Source organism: Vibrio ostreae, assembly GCF_019226825.1.
Classification (GTDB): Bacteria; Pseudomonadota; Gammaproteobacteria; order Enterobacterales; family Vibrionaceae; genus Vibrio; species Vibrio ostreae.
Map to the genome: position 1 here is coordinate 338,297 of NZ_CP076642.1, position 25,569 is coordinate 363,865.

Genomic DNA, 25,569 nt, shown 5'->3' on the forward strand with positions numbered 1-25,569 from the left:
GATGTCGACTGCATATTCCGATAACCAAAACTATTTTTCGCCATACGAAATGATGGCTGAGGCAGAAAAATTCGCGCTAAGTAAAGCCAAAAAGACCAGTGGTATGACGCTGAGCCTGGCGATGATGGCCGGCGCGTTCATCGGCCTGGCCTTTCTGTTTTACATTACCGTCACCACCGGCAGTGAGGGTGCTGGTTGGGGACTGAGCCGGCTGGCCGGCGGAGTCGCCTTCAGTATGGGCCTGATTCTTATTGTGATTTGCGGTGGTGAATTATTTACCAGCTCAGTGTTGTCGAGTATCTCCTGGGCCAACAAGCAAATAAGTTTTGGGAAAATGCTTTCTATCTGGGGCAAGGTTTATATCGGTAACTTTATCGGTGCTTCTTTCCTGCTACTGCTGGTCAGCGCTGCCGGACTTTATCAAATGGACCATGGTCAATGGGGGCTGAATGCGCTCAATATCGCTCAGCACAAATTGCACCATACCCTATTGGAAGCCTTTGCTCTTGGTGTGCTTTGTAACTTATTAGTGTGTCTCGCTATCTGGCTGACATTCAGCTCCGCGAATGCGATGACCAAAGCCGTGATGACAATCATGCCGGTTGCCATGTTTGTCTCCAGTGGCTTTGAACACTGTGTCGCTAACATGTTTATGATTCCACTTGGCATCACCATCCATGCTTTTGCACCAGACAGTTTCTGGCAGCATCTGGGCGTCGACTCAGCGCAATATGCGGATCTGAATATTAGCAACTTCATCAGCGCTAACCTGATCCCGGTGACTCTGGGCAATATTGTCGGCGGTGCAGTGTTAGTCGGCTTGTCTAACTGGTTTATCTATCGCCGCCCTCATTCTGCTCCCACTCCTATCGCTACTATCACGAACACCACCGTACTCGCGTCAGATAAGGCCATTACTATGAAACATAAAACTACCATTAAAGAGATGATGAACGTCAAACCAGTCACACTGACAACTGACGTTACAACACCTGCTGCTATTGAAACGTTAGTCAGACACAATTTGAACAGCGCGCCGGTGCTGGATCAACATGGCCGCTTGGTTGGCGTGATTTCAGCCCATGACATCATGGTCGACCTTTGGTGTCAGGATTATCTACCAAGCGCAGAGCAGACCGTAGTGGATTTGATGACTCGCGATGTGATTGCTATTGATGTTCACGACAAACTGGTTGATGTGGTTGAGTTCTTCTGTATCGATAAACAGCAGCTCTTCCCGACAACCAATATGGGCATTGCAACCCAGTTTAATTCACTGTCGGTCGAAGAACGCGCCAAAAGCATGAAAGTCAGTAAACCCCATATGTTGCCAGTACTGGAAAACGGTCAGTTTGTCGGTATTCTGGAGCGCAACGATGTGCTCGCAGCGCTGCGTCCGGTCTACAGTGAAACATTCGCACTTGAAGATAAACATAATCACCCCCCGCAAAGATGACCTTAACGAACAGCAAACGTTAGCACGCGCCTAATAGACTGCGCATCGTTACTAAACTAATAGCTGATAGACAGCTTAAGTTTTTTTGATGAGTGTGAAATTACACAAAAAAGCCCCGTCAGGGGCTTTATCTTACATTTGCGTTAGTCTTTATTTCACGTCAGTCGCCTTTATTTCACGTCACTCGCTTTGAAATACGCGTAAATCACCTTAATGGCAACTCTGAGTGATCAGACGATTACTGCTTCACACCTTCGATGTAAAGTTGCATGTCCGCGTATGTGGTTGGTCCCATCTCGGCGATGTTGAAGTCTTTCAACTCAAGACGTGTCGTACCGGCAAAACCAGCACGCTCACCACCCCAAGGGTCTTGACCCGCACCGATGAATTCAGCATCGATAGTGATTGGTTTGGTTTGACCATGCAGAGTCAGGTCACCGGTTACAGCCAGTTTGCCGTCACCTTTATCAACCACTTTGGTACTGGTGAATGTCGCTGTTGAGTATTTTGATGCATCAATGAAATCTGCGCTGCGAATGTGCTTGTCACGCTCTGCGTGGTTAGAATCCAAGCTGGTCGTATCGACTGTTACCGACACTTTTGATGCTTCAACGTTGGCGGGATCGTAAGAGAATTCGCCACTGAATGTGTTGAAACGCCCCATAGTAAAGCTGTAACCCAGGTGGCTGACTTTGAAGTTGATTGACGCGTGAGCGCCTTTCGTGTCAATCACGTAGTCCGCTGCGCTTGCACCGAATGGTAGTGCCATAGCCAGTGCCAGGCCAGATGCCAATAACGTCTTTTTCATTTTGATGCTCCTATCATTTTGCGTAGCGTATTATCTTTATTGATAAAATGGTGCTTCAATGCTGCCAGTGCGTGTAGTACCGCTACCCCGATCAGCGTCCAAGCTGCATAAACATGGATTAACCCGGCCAAATCTGACTGCCCGTCGAACAGGGCGCCAGCACCAGGAACCGAGAACCAGTTGAATACGTCAATACCGCGTCCGTCTTCAGTCGAAATAAGGTACCCGGAGACAAAGAGAACGATTAAGTCCAGATAAATAAAGCCATGCGCCAATTTTGCTGACACTTTTTCCCAGGCTGCACCGTCTATTTTTGGTGACAGCGTCACTGCTTTCCAGACAATACGGAACATAGTCAGGGCCGCCAGTAAGATACCTACCGATTTGTGCAGATGTGGGGCTTCCTGATACCACGTACTGTAGTAAGACAGGTCCACCATCCAGATCCCCGCCGCAAACATCCCTATCACGACGATAGCAGACAGCCAGTGAATTATCTGTAAGGTTCGGTTGTAATGGGTTACTTCAGTACTCATTTCGTCTCTCTTTACTGGTAATCAGAATAAAATAGCCCAATCAGTGAACTACAACATATTCGCAACAGAGTATTTCTGAATATTAGGGTCACGAATAGACAGGTACTTTGATGTAGTCGTTCAATTTATTTGAAGTAAAAGGGCCATCGCACCACACCATGAAATCACTTTTTATTTCAAAATGATAGACTTAATTCATTGCCGCTGATTTTTTCATCGCCTCGCCATCATTCGTATCATGTGTCTTTACTTTGATGAAACCAGGTTGGTTATTTGTAACAAACTCTGACAAACAATGATAATGTGAAACTCTGTGTGCACATTTTTCGTTATGACGTGAGCGTCTTTATCAGGCGTCAGTATGATTTAAGGGAGCTGACCTTACGACACCAGAGTTGGCTTTTGGATGGCTCACTCATGGCACATAGCCCATCTGGAATAACAACGAGTCGGTCAATTATTAATCAAACGCTTTACAGCACAATGGATAAAGCGGCAAAAGATCAAGAAGTGATGGATTGTCACTATTGACTATACGGAACTGTGGTAGTCTAGCTGTGCTTTCGTAAAGGAGAACAACTACTTGTTACTGGACATTCTTACCCAAAGTGTCAATGAGTTCCAGACAGACTGTTTAAAGCTGTGTGAAAAGCACTACCCGACGATTCACAATCAGGGAATGAGTGAGCATCATCTGGGACTGGCCTTCGCGCGAAGGCTGGCACGCACCCTGACCGAATTCGGTCACCAGTGTGATTATGCGCCGATTGAGTCTGTACTCCAGACCGACCAGCCACATCACTACCGCATCAGCAGCGACGCAGGCACGGTCTGGGTTCTGACTCATCACATGGTCAGCGCAGGAAAAACCTGTCGTGACAAACTCATGCACGACATCATTCAGTGGAAACAGGAGTATGCTTTCGCCATTCAGCCAAATGATCTGCTGTTGCTGTTGACCGACCATTGGATAAGCCGCAGCCATCGCAGCCGGGAACTGCTGCACTGGTGGACGGGTCAACTGCCCGATGAAATAGACGAGTACAGCGCGCAGGGCATTACTTTATATGAGAGCGAATCACAACTGACCCAGGCTTTAGATCACCATTTCAATATCAGCCCCTGTTACGTAAAGTTTGGTCATCCTCTCAAGCGCTCAAATAATCAGCAACTGGTGAGAAAATATATCCAGCTATATGCAGTCCTACAATGGGCGTAACCGTGCGTTACGTCCTCAGGTGCCACGATTAGTATCCGTGTTTCTGTTAGCATTCTGTTTACTTTGAAGTCAGGTTTGCCCGTGAGACCGCCGCCCCGGAGGTGGCATCTTTCACACAAGTTTCACACTTGTCACGCATAGTGAGTCGAACTGTCATTATCGCCGAAGCAAAGTGAAAAGCCTCAAGCGCTATCAATATGAACGCTACGCCGTTCTGTGTAACCTTGCCTATCCACGGGTGTTCAAACAGACCAATTATGGGTTTGATCCGAACGGACAACGGATCATTTACAACCGGCACGGTAAAGTCATGATGCGAGTGCTGTGGAGTAAGCGGGATGAAGAAGCGATTGTCGTCATCAAAGGTTCTCACTCTGTCGCAGACTGGTTACTTAACCTGGCCATGTGGAAAAAACACACCCGCCATTTAGGGCTCAACTATCCGATCCATGCCGGTTTTCATTATTTGATGTGTCAGGAAAGCCAGCCTGGCTATAACAAGGATAAACTCGGTCTGTCGGTATTTGAGCGTCTGCTCAGCTATGTGATCCCGCTGATAGAGCAAGGCAAACGGATAACCATAACCGGCCACTCTTCCGGTGGCGCCATCGGATGCGTTCTGGCGGATATGCTGGAAACCCGCTATCCGCTCTCGATCAAACGCATCGTCACCTTTGGTCAGCCCGCTATCGGCGGCTACCGTTTCTATCAACGCTATCAATTGGCCAATCGTACCTACCGGGTTTGCTGCGACCTCGATATTGTCACTTTTTTACCGCCGATTCCTTTGTACTACTGGCACGTCGGCAAGATGTTGTGGCTGCATAACGGCAAAATTTACGAAAACACCCCGACCTTTATCCGCCTCGGCCGTTCGCTGGTGTCGTGGTTAATCCGCCCGTTCTCATACCATTTAATGAGCCGTTATATCCGCAATAAAGATTTCTTCGACGAGCGGTAATTTCTTCGACAAACAGTGATTTCTTTGACAAGCAGTAATTTCTTTGACAAACAGTAGCTATCTTGCGCTCCTGTCGTTTCATCAATTTATGTGTCATTTTCATAAAAATGCAACTAAGCAACTGTTTAATGATGAGTTATTAAACATTAACTGTTCAAAAGCAGTGAACGACACTCACAAACTAAACAACCGCCTAAGCCCTCCCTATGCTAGGCAAAACGAAGCGTGCGTGAGTAAGTAAGGATTCAAAAACAGCAGTATGATTAGCCCTAGCGATGCGCCACTTAAACAATACCTGTCCTACTGCGAAGACGGCCACTACATTGCGCATTATCGTCACATCACTTTACAAAGCGTCTTTCAGCCGATTGTGACCCGTCATAATCTGGTTATCGGGGTCGAAGCTCTGCTACGAATCTACCTGCCCGATGGCTCTGCTCTCAGACCGGATCTGTTTTTCCACTCTGAACGCGTTTCACTGGCTGATAAATTGAACATCGAATATCTGAGCCGCATGTTGCACCTCCACAACTTCGCTATATCGTCACACCGATCGGGCAAATTATTTTTGAATACCTTACCACTCAGCGGCTCATCCATTCAGCAACAGCAGCATCACAAAGATCTGACGCACAAGGTAAAGGGATTAGGACTGAGCCCCTCGCAGATAGTGATGGAATTCATTGAAGTCGATTCGGACAACGAGCAGCGTTTACAAACTACCGCTCAATGGCTGTCGAATCTCGGATATCAGATAGCGATCGATGATTTTGGTTGTAATGCATCAACAGCCGAACGCGTGGAGCTGCTCAACCCGGACATTATCAAACTGGATAGGCAGTTACTGGTCGATTATATGGCGGGCATACAGTCGCCACTGCTGAGTGCCGTGCAAACCGCCCGGAACCATCATGCCATCGTCATAGCGGAAGGCATTGAAACAGAGCAACAATTTCAGGCAATGACTGCACTTGCTCTCTATGGCTATCAGGGGTATTACCTTGGCCTGCCGGAAGCAGTCAATCAGCGTATTGCACTTGCTGTTGGCCAGTAGGCTCCGTAATACCTTGACACACGACCGTCACTAAGTAAGTGAACAAAGCCAGCTGAAACACAAAAAATGCCTGAGCAGAAATCAGGCGTTTTGCTCAGGTAAAACCATTCCCTCGCCATCGTTATCGCTAATTAGCTGAATATCATTTTTGCTGCGATGCTTAACCTGATACATCGCCATATCGGCATTTCGCAGAGCAGACGAAAACTGATGATTAGCGATTTGACAGTAATAAATACCAATACTGGCTTTAACCTGGACTTCCACATCAGGCGCCACAAAAACCGGCCGGGCCATCGATTCCAGGAGCTGCCGACCTTTAACCTGCAGTGCGGCGAGTGATTCAATCTCGTCTCCGTCAATCATAACCACAAACTCATCGCCGCCAAGACGCCCCAGACACACCGTGGTCCCGAGCAGGCTTTGCATCCGCTGCGCTATTTCGCGCAGCAGTATATCGCCAGCCTGGTGCCCGAACTGGTCATTGACCGGCTTGAATTCATCCAAATCAATCAGCATAACGGCAATGGTATGACCGGGGCGGTTAAAGCGCAGTTTCATCTGGTCAAAACAGCGATCCAGGCCCCGTCGGTTGAGTACACCGGTCAGGCTGTCTCGGGTCACAAACACTTCCAGTTGCCGTTTCGCCTGCTCCAGTTCTGTAGTGCGTTCCACGACCCGGGTCTCCAGCACTTTTTCTTGCTCAGTAAGGGTTTTCAGTAGTTCAGCTTGCGCGCGCTCTTTTTGTCGTTTCATATCGTTAAATTTTGCGGCCAAGGCAAAAGAGAGCAACAGCATCTCAACCACAGAGCCAATCTGCATACTAAACACAGTGAAAAAGTTAGATGGGATCAAACCGGTATTGCGAATAGAAAGTAAGGACGTTCCCACCAGCAGCAGACTCCAGGCCAGCACAAATAACCGGGCCGCCGGAACATGCAAACGCACCGCAGCAACACCGGCAGACAATAGCGTGATGGTCGTTAGTACCGCCTGTACAGACATGATTTCAATCGCAGTCTGGCTGTTAACCAGCATGGTGGCACACACACATCCCCCCCACAACACTGTCACCACTTGCAACAGCTTATCCCAACGTGGAGCATAGCTGTCCAGACTGAGAAAGCGACGTGCAAACATGACAGCCAGGGTCGCGGAAATACTGAAACCGGTTGGCAGCACTTTATCTGCTGCTTCCGCGGCTTGCGGCCACAGCAACAAATTGGCAATGCCATTCATGCTCGCAGCAGCTAGTGCAAAGGTCAGGACAAAACTGGCGTAAAGCAGAAAGATACGCTGTCGCATTCCGAAAAATAACAGCAGGTTGTAACAGCCAAGCGCAACCAAGGCTCCATAGTAGAGCGACAACAATATCAGATTGAGATTACTGGATCTGGCGTAAGCCTGCTGATCAACCAGTTCGACGCCCATTGCCAACGCTGCGTTGCCTTTACCGCGCATATAGATAGTGACGTTTTGTTGCGGAGTAAAGATAATCGGAAAAGCCGGTTTGCGATCCGCCAAAGGCCATTGGTCAATAGGCACATAACGTCCGGCATGGAAAGACTGCACTTTGCCGTTCGTCACGTAATAAGCATCGACATTGTTTAAATAGGCATGCTGAAACTCAAACACCCAGTTTTCTTGTCGGCTTAACTCCGATTGAACCTCTAGTTTGATCCATACTGCTCCGGTGAGATAACCAAAATTCATTTCCTGAGTATCCCTGGTATCGATAAACTGTTGCGGTATCTGGCGAATCTGATCAATTGAAAGCAGCCCTGAGGCATCGTAAAAATATTGCGCTTTACCACTCAGGTTTATCGATCTGGCACTGCTGTCCTGTAACACTAAATGAGAGTGAGCAAACAGAGGTGTGCAGACGAGCAACAGCAGGCAGGTCATTAATCTGACCAGTAACTTGCCAGGCTGCGAACACGCGTTAATGCCCTGTTGGTGGTGGACAGAGTCCGGGTACCAAAGGGTTGATAATGCTGTGTAAAAAGTTTGATGCGGTAATAAAGCGATCACGGCTTATGGTCCAGATCTAACGAGTTATATGAGTCATGAGGCATCATTATATCGGCTCATACGATAAAACCGATATGATTTTATTGGCTATCTTCGCTATTTCGCATCTTTTAAGCACACTTTCACCGCCAATTGGTGAATTTTAGTCGCATAACATACTATAAACAGATTCCCTCGGCATTCCAGCCCCAACGGTTACTCTGGCATGAAAATCATAGTACGCATTGCGTGACAATGTCACTTAATCCGTATCACGCTCTACCAAACCGGTAAAGATTCACGACTCGACGGCCAGATAAAATACCGCCAGCCATACAGTGATTTCATCGGGGTCAGTATAAGCGACCCGATGACGAACATGAGTAGGAATATTGATGTAATCACCGGCACTTAACTCCTGCATACCACCATTTTCAAATTCGAGCCTGGCATGTCCGGACAGGACGATCACCCATTCATCTGCATCCTGATCGTACCAGCCTTGCGTGGGTGAAGTGTGGCCGTGAGAAACAATACGCTCAATACGCATATTTTGCCCGCGGCATAAGTTGGTAAATTGCTCTTCAGGTAGTTGGTCGGGAATATCTGCAAAAATGTTCATCAAGATCTCCAGATGCGGACTTCGAGTAGCAACCTTACTGAAAAGGCTGGCATTTACTCAGCATATACCCAAACTACCTGGAGTTACAGGTGGCGGTAAATGAGTGAATCCTCATGAGCATAATAGACGATGTGAATGCGGTGATTGGGGTGAACGAATGCAGCCAACACCGCTACAGCTTCCAGTAGGAAGGGTGTCGCAGGAAAAAATAAAACCCACGGTGAAGTGGGTTTTATCATCTGACGATTTACTGTGCGGTGGCCAGTAACGGCGCGACTTTGGTTGGTGTTATCAGCACTGCGATTGATTTTGAGGTCGGGGTATCACTGAAATCCCCCTTACTGTCGAGCGGAATCAACGCATTCGCTTCAGGGAAATAAGCCGCCACGTTACCTTGCGGAATGTTGTAAGCAACAATCTTGAAGCCAAAAATTTCCCGTTTGGTGTTGTCAGTCCACAAGGTTTGAACATCAACCAAGTCACCGGCTTTAAAGCCCTGTTGTTCAATGTCTTTCTCATTCATAAAGATAATATTACGTTCACCATATACGCCACGGTAACGGTCATTCATACCATACACTGTCGTGTTGTACTGATCGTGTGAACGCATGGTCTGCAACACGAATACCGGCTTCTTAGTCATTGCCGCCGTGTTTAACGGAACAATCGACTGCGGCAACGCATTGGTGCTGATTTGAGCTTTGCCACTCGGCGTTTTCCAGTTATGGTCACGAGCCGAGTTACCGAGATAGAACCCTCCCGGGCCTTCAATGCGCTGGTTGAAGTCTTGGAAGCCGGGAATAACACGCTCAATCAGATCACGGATATTGTCGTAATTGTCCGCCATCGACTGCCAGTTTACCGGATTATTTTCACCCAGCGTAGCCTTAGCGATACCGGCGATGATCGCAGGCTCAGATCGCATCTGTTCGCCGGCCATATCCACACGACCTGATGATGCATGCACCATAGAGAACGAGTCCTCAACGGTCACTTTCTGCGGGCCAGCGGCTTGCATGTCGATATCCGTGCGGCCAAGACAAGGCAGAATCAGAGAGTCTTTACCCGGATTAACGTGGCTGCGGTTAAGCTTGGTGGCAATATTTACCGTCAAATTGCTGTTACGCATCGCTTCGGCCACTCGGTCGGTGTCAGGAGCGGCAGCAACCAGGTTACCTCCCAGCCCAATAAAGACCTTGCTGTCACCACGATGTAATGCCTGCAAAGCATTAACAACATTGTGACCATGCTCTTTCGGTGGTACAAAGCCGAACACTTTTTCGATATTCTCCAGCAGCAACGCAGGTGGTTTCTCGTTAATCCCCACAGTGCGGTCACCCTGAACATTCGAGTGGCCGCGCACCGGACACAAACCTGCCCCGTTCTCGCCTAAATGACCAAACAGCAGTTGCAGATTCACCAGCTCCTGAATGGTCGCAACCGAATGCTTATGCTGGGTAACCCCCATGGCCCAGGTCACGATAACGCGCTTGGCTCCCTGATAAATATCAGCCGCCGCTTCGAGATCGTTCTGGGTCAGACCGGATTGCTCCAGGATCGTCTCCCATGGAGTCGCTTTTACCATTTCAAGATAAGCATCCATCCCTTCGGTATGCTGAGCGATGAAATCGAGATCAAACAAGGACTCGCCGCGGGTCTGGGCCTGTTCATGACGGGCCAGCAGGATCTTGACCAAACCGCGAACCACGGCCATATCACCGCCCAATTTAGGCATAAAATAGTGGCTGGTGGTCGGCGTTGAACCGTTACTCAGCATTTCAAACGGACTTTGCGGATTGGTAAAACGCTCCAGGCCACGCTCTTTGAGATTATTGAATGCCACCACGCGAGCGCCACGCTTATACGCAGCGGCCAGGGTTTCCAGCATACGCGGGTGGTTCGTTCCCGGGTTTTGACCAAACAGGAAGATCGCATCGGCTTTTTCAAAGTCATCAATGGTTACGGTCCCTTTACCGATACCTATGGTGCGTGACAAAGCAACACCGGTCGCTTCATGACACATGTTGGAACAGTCCGGGAAATTATTGGTACCGAAACGTCGGGCAAATAACTGGTATAAGAAGGCGGCTTCGTTACTGGCACGACCTGAAGTGTAGAACTCAGCCTGGTTTGGGTCATCCAGGCTGTTGAGATGGCGGGCAATTAACTCAAACGCTTCATCCCAGCTGACAGGTTCATAGTGATCGGTCTGCGCATTGTAGCGCATCGGCTCTGCCAGGCGCCCCTGATATTCGAGGAAATAATCGCTCTGTTTATTGAGCCAGCTCACTGAATATTGCTGGAAGAAATCAGCGCCGACACGGCGCGAAGTCGCTTCCCAGTTGACCGCCTTAGCTCCGTTTTCACAGAAACGAAAGCGGCCCGGTTCATGTTTTTCTCCCCAGGCACATCCGGGACAGTCGAATCCGTGATCCTGATTAGTCTTGAGCAAGTTAGAGATGTTTTTTGCGACGTTATTACTTTTAAACAGATGTTGCGCAGTACTTTTCAAAGCGCCCCATCCGCCGGCTGATCCTGTGTATTGTTTAATGCTCATAGTATTCTTCTCACTATTTCACTGACCGCAACCGGGTATGCCCGTGGTAAATATTGAACCGGTGGCGTTTGGTAAAGCCGATAAGTGTCATATCAAATTGGCGCGCCATATCAACCGCTAAACGTGACGGTGCGCCCACTGCCACTACCACAGCGATGCCCGCTATGGCAGCCTTTTGCATGAGTTCAAAGCTGACCCGACCACTCAAAACCAGAATCCCCTGCGGCTGCAACAGCTGTTGATGCATCAGTCTGCCGATCAGTTTATCCACCGCATTATGTCTGCCGACATCTTCAGCGACAGCAATCAGCTTACCGTCAGCGAAGTAACCGGCACCATGCACCGCGCCTGTTGCCGCAAATAAAGGCTGCTGAGCAGACAGTAGTTCCGGCATGGCGCTAACCGTGGCAACATCAAGCCATTCAACGCTGTTGTCTACGCTGATTTCTCTTTGCAGACTGAGCGCCCGCATTGAAGTTACCCCGCAAACACCACAACTCGACTGGCTGATATAACGCCGGGTCTGATTATCCATCGCGTGAGCCTGAGCATGATCCAGCGTTACTAACCAGTGATTTTCAGCATTACACGCCTCATCATCGGCCAGCTCGATCGCCAGAATCTGATCAAAATGCATAATCACCTGCTGTGAGTACAGCAAACCACGGATTAAATGAGCGTCGTCACCCGGCGTGCGCATAGTGACACTCCACTCTTCAATATGCCGTTTTTTCGAGTCAGGATCCTGCCACTGCAAACTGATCTGCAATGGTTCTTCGATAGCAAGAGGATCGTGTTCGATGTGCAGTCCGGTTTCATGATCGAAACGCTGGCGATAAACACGACTTATTCCATCCGACGATGTGCGACGAGATGAATTGGCAGTTTTTTCCGGCATGATTCTAATTACTGGTCAACGTCTTTTAACCATAGTCCGTACGTAACCATAGTCCGCAGGTTGCTGTCGATAAACTCTAAACACGAATCCCCGGACAAAACAATCAGGTATTCATACCCGTGGACTAATGGTTAATGGACTAATGGTTAAGAGCGAGAACTGTATATGACACAGATAGCTGAAATTACTCTTCACCCTAAATCGGGTCAAGTCACCCATATTCTGCGATCATGTTGTTTTATATTAATATTTCACGTTATTTTAGCTATATCGGTGCAGATTGCGTCACATTAGCACTAAGTATGCAATGAAGGTCATAATTATAAATTAACATTTCATTATTGAAACACCCAGCTGCATTGCTGCAACCGGGTGTTTATCATGACTCAGTGTCTATGACTTTGCTTAGTATTCAACAACAACGTTGTCGTTTGGAATACTACAGCAAGACAAGATGTATCCGTCTTCGACATCCTCATCGGTGATACCACCGTTGTGGGCCATTTCGACGCTACCACTGACCTTTTTAACTTTACAGGTACCACAGATACCCATACCACACGCTTTCGGGATAGTAAGGCCCGCTTTAGCGGCAGCTGCGTGAACCGTTTCACCCGGGGCGATTTGTACACATTTGTCGCTATTAGTAAACACGACTTCAATCATGTCACTTGGCAGAATAGCATCCGCCTCTTCAGCCGCCATTTCTGCATCGTGAACAACCTGCTCTTCGACGGCCTCAGGAGTTGGACCGAACGCTTCTTCATGGTAGCGATCCATGTCAAAACCCAGGTTTTCCAGCATGCTCTTGACCGCTCTCATGTACGGTGTCGGACCACAACAGAACACTTCGCGCTCCATAAAATCCGGAGCCATCATCTTCAGTTTTGCTTCATCAAGATAACCGCGGTAACCCGACCAGTTTTGGCCAGATTCCAGACGCTCACAAATCAAATGCAAATGGAAGTTAGAGATACGAGATGACATGAACTCCAGTTCACGATGGAAGATCAGGTCACGTGGAGTACGTGCACTGTGTACGAAAGCAACATCAACATCGGTATTGGTGTCGTAAGCCCAGCGAGCCATCGACATCAAAGGGGTAATACCGACACCACCAGATAGAAGCAGAACTTTTTCTGACGGGAAATCAATACTGTTAAACGCACCAACCGGACCATGCACTGCAAGCTCAGTGCCCACATCCATGTTGTCATGAATCCAGTTTGAAACGAAACCACCCGGAACACGTTTTACTGTGATTGAGAAGCTGTAAGGTACGGATGGTGAACTGGAGATCGTATAAGAGCGGAAGATTTGCTCTCCGCCAATCTCTAATTCCAGCGTCACGAACTGACCTGGTTTGAAGAAGAACATAATTGGCTGTTCAGCCATGAAACAGAAGGTTTTAGTATCCCACGTCTCCTGAATCGTCTTTACACACCTGACGACGTGTCGGCCGTTGCTCCAAGTCTGTGTCGTAACGGGTATAAAAGCGCCATTGGTGGCGAGTGCATTATTCGTAGTAGTCATGTCCGGCATCTCCGCAACGGTTTGAATAGTTATTATCCCTCCTTGGGGTTGGCTGTATTGTTTAGCCATAACGTAATAGGCAGTTATCCGTTTACGACACTGGGTTGTCTAAAAAAGTCACCAATTTCGGCTTTTTTTCAGGCTTGTCTCAAACAGCATCATTTAATGTCGTGAATAGACTATTGCTGGTTTTTACATTGATGCAGGATACGGTCAGACACATACTCGCTCCCTGTTGTTTTGGGCTGGAGTTGGGTCATTAGCAAGGAAGCCCTACTCGGGCGTATTACCCACAATTCCGAGAAGAAGACAGTAGCAATGACACAAAACGACTTATTAAATATCAGCTACGCGAACCTGGACATGGCTCGCACTGAAATGACCAAGCTACTGAGTGACCGTAAACCGGATTACTCACTCCCACGTCCGTTGTATAACGACCCGTTCTTGTTCCGTATTGATGTTGAAGAAATCTTCCACAAAGAGTGGCTGTTTGTCGGTATGACAAGCGAAATTCCAGGAAAAGGCGATTACTTCACCGTTGAAATTGCTCAAAGCCCAGTTCTGATTGTGCGTGATGCTGATGGTTCAGTAAACGCCTTCCATAACTCGTGTCGTCACCGTGGTTCTCGTATCTGTACAGAACACCGTGGCAAAGTTGCCAACTTGGTATGTCCTTATCACCAATGGACTTACAATACCAAAGGTAACCTTCTGTACGCAGGTACAGAAATGGGCGACGACTTTAACATCGGCGACCACAAACTGCGTTCAGTTCACTGTAAAACCGCAGGCGGCTTCATCTTCGTTTGTCTGGGCGAAAACGCTCCGGATTCAGACTTCGATGAATTCCTGGCAACGCTTGACGAATACATGGCTCCTTACGACGTTGAAAACACCAAACTGGCTGTTGAGTCTAACATGTATGAAAAAGCGAACTGGAAACTGGTTCTCGAGAATAATCGCGAATGTTACCACTGTGCCGGTAGCCACCCTGAGCTGCTGAACACACTGCTGGAGTGGGATGACACGACTGACCCACGAGCATCTCAAGAGTTCCTTGACTACTGTGCCCGCATGGCTAAAGAGTGGGATGACGAAAACATTCCGCACGAGCATAAAAACTTTGGTAAACGCAACCGTTTGGTCCGTATGCCACTGAAAGAAGGCACTCAAGTCATGACCATCGACGGCTCTCAGGGTAGTGCTAAGACCCTGGGTCGTATCCAGAACCGTCACCTTGGTTCACTGCGTATTCTGCACCTTCCTAACTCATGGAACCACATGCAGAGCGACCACTTCATCGTATTCCGCGTACTGCCTATCTCTGCTCAGGAATCTATGGTTACCACCAAATGGTTCGTGCATAAAGATGCAGTAGAAGGCGTGGATTACGATCCAGAGCGTCTGCGCCAGGTTTGGGATGCAACCAATGACCAGGACCGTATTCTGGGCGAAGAAAACCAACGTGGTATCAACTCTCTGAGTTACCAGCCAGGTCCTTACTCGAAAACTTACGAGTTTGGCGTTATCGACTTCCTGAACTGGTATTCAGACCGCATCCTGACCAACCTGGATGGCAAATAAACCTAGCTTGTCAGGATAATATTGAGGCCTCGCTATGCGAGGCCTTGTTTTATCTGCAGCTTTTTAAAGCCCGCCAAAACCAGCAGCACAGACACCCAACTATATGCCCCAGCTCTGTTCCCTCAGCGCTATTTACTCAAGGTTATCACTGGATAAAAAACAGTTGTGGCGTGTTTTACAAGGTCACGGTTGATAAGGAAATGGGATGAGGGGAAAGCACGACATAAAGCGACGTGGCAGAAAACAGGTATGAGCGCAAAGTCTCGAAAACCGTCACGTAACCAACAGGCAGAAGTGAACGGCGAACGTTAGTCACTAAAAAGCCACGCTCTCAGACAAGAACGTGGCTTAACTTTCCGTACAGCGTCTATTCGCTGGCAATAGTGTATTAGCAAGCAAAAAGGTATTAGCTGGCCATCGGCAATTTACGACTCCAAAGGATAATGTTCTCGACGTCAGGCAACAGGATGCCATCTTCTTCAATATCGTCGATCGTTTGCCAAAATTCGCGTGAGTCTTTTTCACTGGCTTCATTCAGCCATTGCTCAATACGGGAAGTAACGTACTCAAAGTCACGTCGTTCATCTGTGGTAATTCCTAGTCTGGTCATCACCAACATAAAATCATCCATATCGATCAGTTCTGCATACATCATTGATTTTTCTCTCCCTGGTGAATCAAAAGCTGGCCTTGCGGCCAGCTTAATTAAGTTATAGCAGTTTAGTACAGGTGTTTTTCTGTACACAGGCCACGGTACAAGCTCCAGCACATAATGATCAGTACGACAGTAAACGGTAACCCTGTTGTGATAGCGCCGGCCTGCAATGCCGTTAACGCCTCAGAACCGCCACCCAGCAACAGTGCTATTGCAATCACCCCTTCCAGAGATGCCCACAACACTCGCTGCGCAACCGGTACATCGGTTTTACCGCCAGCGGTAATACTGTCGATGACTAATGAGCCTGAGTCAGATGAGGTCACGAAGAACAACAGAACCAATACAATCGCCATTACTGATAATAACGTTGTTAACGGTAAGTTATCAAACATCTGGAACATAGCTTGTGACACATCTGAAATACCATTCGACAGTTCACCGACTCCATGAGTCACCTGGTCGAGTGCAGCCCCCCCATCACGCCCATCCAGATAACGGTCAACAGGGTTGGGACCAGCAGTACCGCAGTAATGAACTCACGCACAGTACGACCTTTAGACACGCGGGCAATGAACATACCGACAAATGGTGACCATGAAACCCACCAAGCCCAGTAGAACACCGTCCAGCCATGGAACCAGGTATCATCTTCACGACCAATCCAGTTCGATAGCGGCAGGAAGTTATCTGCGTAACCGGTGACGATAGTGCCGATAGTGTCGCCGATAGCCAGTGTCGGGCCGATCGCGATCAGCAGAGCAATCAAAGCAACCGCAAGTAACATATTCATGTTACTCAGGATTTTGATGCCACCGTCCAATCCGCGTGATACCGAAATAATGGCTATCAGGGTAACCACAACGATGAAGCCTATCTGGAGTTCAATACTGTTTTCGGTCCCCATCAGGTAGCTCAGACCGCCAGCGGCTTGCTGCGCACCCAGGCCCAATGATGTCGCCAGACCGAAAATCGTCGCCAGAACCGCCAGGATATCGATAAAGTTACCGATAGGTCCCCAGCAACGCTCACCCAGAATTGGGTAAAATACCGAGCGGATGGTTAAAGGCAGCCCTTTGTTATAAGCAAAAAACGCCAAAGCCAGACCGACTACAGCGTAAATCGCCCAAGGATGCAGACCCCAGTGGTACATAGTTGCACTCAGAGCCAGCTCTTTACCCTGCTCTGTCAGTGGTGCGGCGTTCAGCGGCGTACCATACCAATCGGTGTAGTAAGCAACCGGTTCCGCCACACTCCAGAACATCAGGCCAATACCCATACCGGCAGCAAACAGCATGCTGAACCAGGAAAGTGTAGAAAACTCCGGACGAGCATCCACACCACCGATACGGATTTTGCCGACAGGTAAAACCAGTAGTGCCAGACAAAACACGACAAACAGGTTACAACCAACCATGAACAACCAGTCAAAGTTCTCGATTGACCAGTTGCGTGCCACAGTCAGCACGTCTTTTGCGCCTTCCGGGAAAGCAAGTGTCAGAATAATGAACAGCAAAATTAATCCGACACTGATACCAAACACCGGGTTGTGAATATCCATTCCCCAGATCTTCACATTGTCCTGGCCCGCGCAGTAGTCAGTGTCATATTTGACACGCGACACACTAGCGCGGCCCTTAGGTGCAGAGCCTGCTATTGTTTTCATTCGATCCCTCTTTGAATTTAATCAATCTTCTAAACACGCCCAAAGGCCAATTCATTCGGTACTTCCTGTGACCGCGAATGAACCGTTATTTTTGGCGTATAACACCTTCTTCTAACAGTAGGTCGAAGACCGCCTTCGCCATTTCACTGACAGGCTGATCTTTCATAACCTGACCGCCTGAAGAGGCCGCTTTTGCAGTCGCCGCTTTAAAGCGGTCCGCTGCTGTTTTTGCTTTTACGACTTTCATTCGTTTAGCTTTAGGTTTAGCGGGAGTTTCCTCCCAACTGATTCGCTCTTCATCAATCGTGTTTGCAGTGCTGTTGCTGACATCGATTTCTGCACGACGGGCAATACCAAATGCACTTTGTCGTGGCGCTTTAGCGGCAACATCCACTGTTGCAACAAAAGGTAACGTCACTTTAAGCGCACGGCGCTGACCTCGCGGCAGTGCCTGCAGCACTTCCGCGATTCCGTCTTCAACTTTGATGATTTCCGCAATGCCGGTTACAACCGGACACTGCAGACGCTGAGCCAGAATGAAAGGCAACAAACCGGATGATTCACCACTTTCAGCGCGCGTTCCTGTCAACAGGATGTCGGGCATGTTGTCGGTAAAATATTCGGTCAGAGTATCAATGGCATCAGCGTTAGATTCCTGAGCCAGTACGCGGATTTGGCTTAGGCCCATGCCGCTGTAGTAACCCAGCGCGGGATCGCGCGGGTCACCAGCATGGATGACTTCCAGTTTGCTGTTCGCCAGATTCATCGCCAGCTCAACAGCTCTCGAGTCAGTCATAGCCCGACGTGCGCGACCGGAATCAGGATGCGCACCAATCGAAACCAGAGTGCTGATATTTAATGATTCAGAAGTTCTAAGCTGCATCCTTCAACTCCTCCTTTTGGTAGTTCTCCATCAGCGTGATCAGTTCTGCCAGCAGTTCGTTACTGTCGACAATCACGCTCAAGTCAGCGCGTTTGACCATGTCACAGCCAGAGTCTGTGTTGACCGCAATCACTTTTTCACAGCCACCGATACCCTGCAGGTGCTGTACTGCACCGCTGATACCTACCGCGACATACACACGGGCAGTCACCCAGCTACCGGTTGCACCAACCTGACGGCTACGTGGCATAAAGCCATCATCGACCGCCACACGGCTGGCGCCTTCTGTTGCACCGAGCACTTCGGCTGCTTTATGGAACTGCTCCCAATCGTGGATACCGTTACCCGCCGACAGAATGAATTCCGCTTCGCCCAGAGGAACCGCCTGCGGATCGACCGCGATCGGACCAAGGTCTTCGATTTGCGCCTTGAGCTTAAGATCAGCGCTGAATTCCACAGCCTGAGCTTCGTGACGCGTTTCGTCGATTTGAGCCGCACACTCTTCAGCCAGGAGCAGAAGGCGTGGTGTTTTACGTTTAATATCGCGACGGCCACCGGCTGCACGGCAAACACTTTCTTCACTGTTGACCTGCCACGCCTGAGTAGCCGGACGTTCGTGAATCAGTGCGGCAAGGCGCGCGCCCAGTTCAAAACCGCCGGCAATGCTGTCGGGGAACAACCAATGTTTTGGCGCAAACTGACCATCAATCTGAGCCAGTACATCAGCCTTCAGCTCCGGACAGTAAGCGTCGAAACGTTCATCATCCAGATGCAGAAGACGGTCGGCACCCGCCGTGTCGAACTGAGTCTCACGATGTGAGCCCAGGACAACCGCCATCACTGCGCCATTACCACCATGTTGTTTCACTAACTGGTGCGCCTGTCCCAGAACATCACGATCATGACTCGAGAGACGACCACCAGCCATATCCGGCACCACCAGAACGTAAAAGTCCGGGTTAGCCACCTGATGCAGTGGCAGCTCAACTTCTTGAGCAGCGCCTTTACTGCGAGCGCCCATAGCTGACACATTGGTACCGTTCAGGCGGTCAATACGTTTGATGCCATTCGGGCCGATAAATCCTACCCGGTGCGGGTAGCGGCGAATCAGGCCGCTCGGTCCGCGTTCTTCGGTCGGTAAAGTAATGTAACTGTCGTGCTGGGGATGCAGTCGGTTGCGCATAATCCATTCTGCACGACGGTCACGTCGGACAATAAATTCACTCATGCTGATCTCCTACACGGTTTCTGCAACAGCGTCAGGTGTCCAGACCTGGGCAGCGTTATCGCTGGATCCGGCCTCACCTTCAAGCAATGCTTCGGCAACAATCTCGGCGATATCTTTCACTTCAGGGCGTGGTTCAACCACACCTTCCAGCATCGCTGTGCATTGCTGACAACCCACAGCCACCAACTCAGCACCGGTTTCACGGATGTCATCCATACGCATATCTGCGATACGGCGTTCGCCCGGAATATCGGTGATTGGAGCCGCACCACCACCGCCACAACAACGTGAGCGGAATCCGGAACGTTCCATTTCAGCCAGTTCGATTCCCAACTGCTTGAGCAGTGATCGAGGAGAATCGTATTCACCGTTGTAACGGCCCAGATAACAAGGATCGTGGTACGTCACTTTGCCACCCTGATGGGCACGCAATTGGATCAGTCCTTTTTCTGCTAACTGGTTAATGAACGTTGTATGGTGCCAAACCTGGTACTGAGGCTTCTCGCCTTCAGGGTACAGATCCGGATACTCATTCTTCAGTACATGAAACGCGTGCGGGTCTGTGGTCACAATGCAGTTGAACTCATATTTGCTCAACGTTTCAATGTTACGGCGAGCAAGACGCTGGAAGGTCGCATCATCACCAAGACGGCGCGCCACATCACCACAGTCGAGCTCTTCGTCACCGAGAATCGCGACATCGATGTTGGCAGCTTTCAGAACTTTGACGAACGCTTTCAGAATGCGTTGGCTACGCATGTCAAACGCACCATCGGAGACCCAGAACAGCACATCCGCGCGTTTCACGTCTGCCATCTGGTTAAGCTCTTGGTCAGCAGCCCAGTGTGAACGGCGCTGCGGCGCATAGCCATTCGGGTTATCGGTATAGATAAGGTTTTCCAGTACCTCGACACCCTTCTCTGGCGTTTGGCCTTTTTCCAGCGTCAGGAAGCGACGCATATCAACGATGGCATCAACGTGTTCGATCATCATCGGACACTCTTCCACACAGGCACGACAAGTGGTACATGACCACAGTGTTTCGGCATTCACCAGACCATTAACGATCGGGTTGTGCGCGCCACCCTGAGCACAGCCAACTTCTTTACCCGGGTACGGGCTACCGGCGTACTTTTTATCGCTACCGCCAGCCAGGCCCACCACCATATCCTGGATCAGTTTTTTCGGGTTCAGGGGTTGTCCCGCTGCAAACGCGGGGCACATTGCTTCACATTTACCGCACTGCACACAGGCATCAAAGCCAAGCAGCTGATTCCATTTAAAGTCAGATGGCTTCTCTACACCGAGTTTTTCAGCATCGAGATCAACCAGCTTCAGACCCGTTGAACGGCCGCCGCCAAAACGCTCCGGACGACGGTGGAATGCCAGGTGAAGCGCACCAGCGAAAGCGTGCTTCATCGGACCACCCCAACCCATACCAAAGAACATTTCACCCAGACCCCAGATGATGCCGGCGATCAGAATCACCGCCAGTGCCACACCACCAAACGCTTCAGGCAGAATGCCAGAAACCGGCAGAGTCACCAGGAAAAAGCTGATCGCAAAAGCAAACAGGCTTTTTGGCAGACGCATCCAAGGACCTTTCGACAGACGCGAAGGCGGATTCAGGCGGCGACGCCATACAAACGCCGCTCCAGTCAGCATCAGCGCCAGCGAACCCAGCAACACCCAAGACAGAATCTGAGGTGCCAGGCCGAAGACGTGAACAGCAAAGATTAAAACAACGGAGAGCACGAAGCCGCCGGCGGTGGCAACGTGCGTGTTTGACATAGTTTTGTCACGGGCAACAACGTGGTGCAGATCCACCAGGTAGCGTTTTGGCATCGCTTTTAAGCCAGCGATGATCGCCACTGGCTCTTTCTGTCCCTGACGCCATAGCTGCACCCGACGTAGCATCCCGATAACCGCCAGGACACTGGCGGCTGAGACTAAAACCGGAAGTAACAACTCCAGATTAAGGAACTCCAGGTTCATGGGCACCTCCTCAGATCAGAGATCTTTGCACAAACGCAATGCGTCGTAGATGGCTGCGTGTACGTTGCGCTGAGAAACGCAATCGCCCAGACGCCACAGGATCATGCCATCGTTCGATTCAGACAGAACTGGCTGAGGCTTGGCAGCAAACAGCGTTTCGTTGTCGATCTGACCTTTGTTGACAGATTCTGCTTTCAGTTCGTAGTACAGTGCTTCGTTCGGACGAACACCGTTCTCGACCACGATCTGATCTACTACGCGCTCTTCTTTCTGACCGGTATATTCGTTTTCCAGGACAGCCACCAGGTTGTCGCCTTCACGGTAAACTTTTTCCAGTAGTAAGTCAGAGGTCATGATGACTTCTTTCTCATACAGGCTACGGTAGTAAGTCGGGAACGTTGTACCACCGATACCGACACCTGGTTTGATGTCGTCAGTGACGATTTCAACCATCGCGCCTTTCGACGTCAGGTAATCAGCGGCAGACATACCGGAGAATTCACAAATCGTGTCGTAAATCAGGACGTTTTTACCGGGTTCAACCGTACCGTTCAGTACGTCCCAGGAAGAAACAACCAGACCTTCATCCGCGCCCCACTCTGGATTCTGTTCGATAAACGGCGTACCGCCGGTCGCCAGAATACAAACGTCAGGCTTAAGCTCACGAATTGAATCTGCGCTTGCTGCAGTATTTAGGATCACTTCCACACCCAGACGATCCAGTTCCATCGCCAGCCAACGAGTAATACCCGCCATCTGGTCACGTTGTGGGGCTTTGGCTGCAATACTTACCTGACCACCCAGCTCACCGGCTTTTTCAATCAGAGTCACTTTATGGCCACGTTCTGCCGCAACACGCGCCGCTTCCAGACCACCAGGGCCACCACCGACAACCACGACATTACGTACCGGACCAGTTGTCTTTTCAATGATGTGAGGCAGCCCCATGTATTCACGTGAAGTTGCCGCATTCTGGATACACAGAACATCAAGCCCCATGTACTGACGGTCGATACAGTAGTTCGCACCAACACACTGACGGATTTGGTCAGTCTGGTTCAGCTTGATCTTAGCGATGATGTGAGGATCGGCGATGTGTGCACGAGTCATACCGACGAAATCGACATAACCATTTTCCAGGATACGTTTAGCCTGGTTTGGATCTTTAATGTTCTGAGCGTGGATAACCGGCACAGAAACCACTTCTTTGATACCTGCAGCCAGGTGCAGGAATGGTTCTGGCGGATAGCTCATGTTCGGAATAACGTTGGCCAGTGTGTTGTGAGTATCACAACCTGAACCTACTACGCCGAAGTAGTCGATAAGACCTGTTGCGTCATAATAAGCCGCGATTTGCTTCATGTCTTCGTGCGCCAGACCGTCCGGATGGAATTCGTCACCGGTAATACGCATACCAACAACAAAGTCCGGGCCAACAGCTTCACGCACTGCTTTCAGTACTTCCATACCAAAACGCATGCGGTTTTCAAACGTGCCACCCCATTGGTCAGTACGTTTATTTACACGAGGAGACCAGAACTGGTCAATCATGTGCTGGTGCACTGCTGACAGTTCTACACCGTCCAGGCCACCTTCTTTTGCACGTACGGCTGCTTTCGCGAAATCGCCGATAACGCGCCAAATTTCTTCTTCTTCAATCGTTTTACAAGTTGCGCGGTGAACCGGCTCACGAATGCCAGACGGGGACATCAGGCTTGGCCAGTTTTCACCATCCCATCGAGAACGACGTCCCATGTGAGTAATCTGAATCATGATCTTACCGCCGTGCTTGTGCACAGCATCAGCAAGATTCTGGAAGTGCGGGATAATACGGTCGGTAGAAAGGTTAACCGAACTCCACCAGCTTTGTGGGCTGTCGATTGAGACCACACTTGAGCCGCCACAAATACAAAGACCACAGCCACCTTTGGCTTTTTCTTCGTAATATTTAACGTAACGGTCGGTCGTCATACCACCATCAGTGGCATAAACTTCTGCGTGAGCGGTACTAACGATGCGGTTACGAATCGTCAGCTTATTGATTTTTAATGGTTGGAACAGAACATCGAACTGGGACATGCTTCACCTCTGTACCAGTCATACTCCCCTAGAGAGTATGACTGTCTTCCTTGACTGTGCTTTTACTAATCGTTGTAATTGTAATGTGTTACGCCACTGGCGTTGTTTCAAACATACCAAAGTCACAGCCTTCTTCTGCCGCACTCTGTGTTTGAACTGCTTTGGTCTTAACGTCGTAGCCAAGACTTTGCGCAATTTGATCCATTGCGCCAGCGAACCAACCAGTAAACATATAGTCAACCTTGCGGTTCACTTTGCCGTACTGATATACAAATGCTGAGTTGTCGAGACGAACTTTTGCAACACCTGCGGCGATATCCAGCTCTTCCGTAGTGAAGATACCCCAACCGCGCTGAGACAGACGTTTCATGTAGTGAGCGAAGATCTCTTCACCAACCAGGCCATGCTCTTCAGCTTCTTTTTCACACCAGTAGTAAGCTGATTTGTAACCGGCTTTATACAGAATCTCTGCGTAGCGGTCCGGACCCAGCTCTTCTTCGATCGCCATGTGGTTATTGACAAAGAAATGGCGAGGAACATATAGCATCGGCAGAGCGTCGGTGGTCCAAACGCCGGTTTCGTCGTCGACCAGGATTGGCATTTCAGGTGCATGTACACTCATTTCAAATACTCCGTTATTTTAAAATTTGATCAGTTATCGATTGTATGTAGTGTGTGAGCTTATTCGCCCCACACGTCACCTAAGACGCGAAGCCAGTTCTCGCCCATGATTTTACGAACCTGAGTTTCAGAGAAGCCGTGTCGTAACAGTGCATCTGTCAGGTTAGGGAACTCACCCAACGTACGGATGCCTTCCGGGTTGATGATCTTGCCAAAGTTCGTCAACCGGCGTGCATAGCCTTTATCGTGAGTAAGCCATTCAAAAAACGGCTGGCCATGACCTTGAGTAAAATCGGTCCCGATACCGATTTGGTCTTCGCCAACCAAATTAAATATGTAGTCGATTGCTTCGACGTAATCTTCGATTGTTGAGTTGATGCCGTTCTTCAGGAAAGGGGCAAACATAGTGACGCCAACAAAGCCGCCGTGATCGGCAATGAATTTCAATTCTTCATCGGATTTGTTGCGTGGATGATCTTTTAGTCCGCTTGGCAGACAGTGGGAGTAACAAACTGGTTTTTTCGACGCTTCAATCACTTCACGTGACGTTTTTTCACCGACGTGTGACAGGTCACACATGATGCCGACGCGGTTCATTTCTGCCACGATCTCATGGCCAAAGCCAGACAAGCCGCCATCGCGCTCGTAACAACCGGTACCGACCAGGTTCTGGGTGTTGTAACACATCTGTACCACACCGACGCCAAGGTCTTTAAATACTTGTACATAGCCTAATTGGTCTTCGAACGCGTGCGCGTTCTGGAACCCCATCATGATGCCGGTTTTACCTTCCTGCTTTGCACGGCGGATATCGCTGGTCGTTTTCACTTTCGTCACGATGTCGTTGTTCGCTTCGATCAGATTGTTCATTTCAACGATGTTATTTACAGTGTTCTGGAAACCTTCCCACACTGAGACCGTGCAGTTAGCAGCGGTCAGTCCGCCTTTACGCATATCTTCAAAAAGCTCGCGATCCCATTTAGCAATCACGAGTCCGTCAATGACGATAGCGTCATCATGCAGTTCCTTTGCGTTCATCTTCTCACCTGGTTATTTGTTCTATGGGCGTATGCTCAGAATAGGTATTCCGGTCATTGAGTAGTGTTCTGAAAACGTCACTCCAAACACCTTTTGCGTAACTGTGTACGTCGTTTTTTGATAAAAAAAAAGCCGCTGCGAGAGAAGCAGCGGCTGAGGAGAA

At 49.4% G+C, this 25,569-nt stretch carries 19 protein-coding genes and 1 pseudogene; 5 read left to right on the forward strand and 15 right to left on the reverse strand.

Features of this window, described 5'->3' with window-relative positions; genetic code table 11:
- The first annotated feature begins 1 nt into the window (after nt 1).
- Nucleotides 2-1,456, forward strand: coding sequence for a formate transporter FocA (gene focA, locus KNV97_RS01565; RefSeq protein ID WP_218561941.1), 1,455 nt, complete (start codon nt 2-4; stop codon nt 1,454-1,456).
- A gap of 238 nt (nt 1,457-1,694) precedes the next feature.
- Here the strand turns inward: focA and KNV97_RS01570 are convergent, their stop codons facing one another.
- Entirely contained in the window at nt 1,695-2,264 is a 570-nt protein-coding gene (locus KNV97_RS01570; protein ID WP_136485727.1) for a YceI family protein, read from the reverse strand.
- The gene (locus KNV97_RS01575; RefSeq protein WP_218561942.1) at nt 2,261-2,800 is read right to left on the reverse strand and encodes a cytochrome b; all 540 of its coding nucleotides are present in this window, start codon (nt 2,798-2,800) and stop codon (nt 2,261-2,263) included. The genes KNV97_RS01570 and KNV97_RS01575 overlap by 4 nt, the downstream gene beginning before the upstream one ends.
- Nucleotides 2,801-3,383: 583 nt before the next feature.
- Here KNV97_RS01575 and KNV97_RS01580 point away from each other — a divergent pair.
- From KNV97_RS01580 to KNV97_RS01590, 3 genes are all read left to right on the forward strand, one after another.
- Nucleotides 3,384-4,019 carry a hypothetical protein gene (locus tag KNV97_RS01580; protein WP_136485723.1) on the forward strand — a complete coding sequence of 212 codons (636 nt, stop codon included), beginning with the start codon at nt 3,384-3,386 and terminating at the stop codon, nt 4,017-4,019.
- A gap of 172 nt (nt 4,020-4,191) precedes the next feature.
- On the forward strand, nt 4,192-4,980 hold the full coding sequence (locus KNV97_RS01585; RefSeq protein ID WP_218561943.1) for a lipase family protein: 789 nt from the start codon (nt 4,192-4,194) through the stop codon (nt 4,978-4,980).
- A gap of 259 nt (nt 4,981-5,239) precedes the next feature.
- The gene (locus tag KNV97_RS01590; RefSeq protein WP_218561944.1) at nt 5,240-6,034 is read left to right on the forward strand and encodes an EAL domain-containing protein; all 795 of its coding nucleotides are present in this window, start codon (nt 5,240-5,242) and stop codon (nt 6,032-6,034) included.
- 81 nt (nt 6,035-6,115) lie between these two features.
- Here the strand turns inward: KNV97_RS01590 and KNV97_RS01595 are convergent, their stop codons facing one another.
- The 5 genes from KNV97_RS01595 to KNV97_RS01615 all read right to left on the reverse strand — a co-directional run bounded on the left by KNV97_RS01595 (nt 6,116) and on the right by KNV97_RS01615 (nt 13,516).
- Nucleotides 6,116-7,939, reverse strand: coding sequence for a diguanylate cyclase (locus KNV97_RS01595; protein ID WP_218561945.1), 1,824 nt, complete (start codon nt 7,937-7,939; stop codon nt 6,116-6,118).
- 403 nt (nt 7,940-8,342) lie between these two features.
- On the reverse strand, nt 8,343-8,669 hold the full coding sequence (locus tag KNV97_RS01600; protein ID WP_218561946.1) for a cupin domain-containing protein: 327 nt from the start codon (nt 8,667-8,669) through the stop codon (nt 8,343-8,345).
- Nucleotides 8,670-8,913: 244 nt separating this feature from the next.
- Nucleotides 8,914-11,223 (reverse strand): FdhF/YdeP family oxidoreductase, encoded by a 2,310-nt coding sequence (locus tag KNV97_RS01605; protein WP_218561947.1) that lies wholly within the window; start codon nt 11,221-11,223, stop codon nt 8,914-8,916.
- A 13-nt stretch (nt 11,224-11,236) separates the two neighbouring features.
- Nucleotides 11,237-12,121 (reverse strand): formate dehydrogenase accessory sulfurtransferase FdhD, encoded by an 885-nt coding sequence (locus KNV97_RS01610; protein WP_218561948.1) that lies wholly within the window; start codon nt 12,119-12,121, stop codon nt 11,237-11,239.
- 405 nt (nt 12,122-12,526) lie between these two features.
- Nucleotides 12,527-13,516 carry a 2Fe-2S iron-sulfur cluster-binding protein gene (locus KNV97_RS01615; RefSeq protein ID WP_407701877.1) on the reverse strand — a complete coding sequence of 330 codons (990 nt, stop codon included), beginning with the start codon at nt 13,514-13,516 and terminating at the stop codon, nt 12,527-12,529.
- 456 nt (nt 13,517-13,972) lie between these two features.
- Here KNV97_RS01615 and KNV97_RS01620 point away from each other — a divergent pair, with 456 nt between their 5' ends.
- Nucleotides 13,973-15,241 carry an aromatic ring-hydroxylating oxygenase subunit alpha gene (locus tag KNV97_RS01620; protein ID WP_136485708.1) on the forward strand — a complete coding sequence of 423 codons (1,269 nt, stop codon included), beginning with the start codon at nt 13,973-13,975 and terminating at the stop codon, nt 15,239-15,241.
- Nucleotides 15,242-15,647: 406 nt separating this feature from the next.
- Here the strand turns inward: KNV97_RS01620 and KNV97_RS01625 are convergent, their stop codons facing one another.
- From KNV97_RS01625 to KNV97_RS01660, 8 genes and pseudogenes are all read right to left on the reverse strand, one after another.
- A complete protein-coding gene (locus KNV97_RS01625) occupies nt 15,648-15,896 on the reverse strand; it encodes a hypothetical protein (protein WP_136485706.1) in 249 nt (82 codons plus the stop codon).
- A 65-nt stretch (nt 15,897-15,961) separates the two neighbouring features.
- Nucleotides 15,962-17,562: pseudogene (locus tag KNV97_RS01630) on the reverse strand (BCCT family transporter).
- A gap of 85 nt (nt 17,563-17,647) precedes the next feature.
- The gene (gene etfB, locus KNV97_RS01635) at nt 17,648-18,445 is read right to left on the reverse strand and encodes an electron transfer flavoprotein subunit beta (protein WP_136485702.1); all 798 of its coding nucleotides are present in this window, start codon (nt 18,443-18,445) and stop codon (nt 17,648-17,650) included.
- Entirely contained in the window at nt 18,435-19,673 is a 1,239-nt protein-coding gene (etfA, locus tag KNV97_RS01640) for an electron transfer flavoprotein subunit alpha (RefSeq protein ID WP_136485700.1), read from the reverse strand. Before etfA ends, etfB begins: the two co-directional genes overlap by 11 nt.
- A gap of 9 nt (nt 19,674-19,682) precedes the next feature.
- Entirely contained in the window at nt 19,683-21,668 is a 1,986-nt protein-coding gene (locus KNV97_RS01645; protein ID WP_218561949.1) for a (Fe-S)-binding protein, read from the reverse strand.
- Between the two features lie 15 nt (nt 21,669-21,683).
- Nucleotides 21,684-23,747: a dimethylglycine demethylation protein DgcA gene (dgcA, locus tag KNV97_RS01650; RefSeq protein WP_218561950.1), complete on the reverse strand. Its 2,064-nt coding sequence runs from the start codon at nt 23,745-23,747 to the stop codon at nt 21,684-21,686.
- An 88-nt stretch (nt 23,748-23,835) separates the two neighbouring features.
- The gene (locus KNV97_RS01655) at nt 23,836-24,369 is read right to left on the reverse strand and encodes a DUF5943 domain-containing protein (protein ID WP_136485693.1); all 534 of its coding nucleotides are present in this window, start codon (nt 24,367-24,369) and stop codon (nt 23,836-23,838) included.
- A gap of 59 nt (nt 24,370-24,428) precedes the next feature.
- The gene (locus KNV97_RS01660) at nt 24,429-25,406 is read right to left on the reverse strand and encodes a dipeptidase (RefSeq protein WP_136485691.1); all 978 of its coding nucleotides are present in this window, start codon (nt 25,404-25,406) and stop codon (nt 24,429-24,431) included.
- Nucleotides 25,407-25,569: the final 163 nt, after the last annotated feature.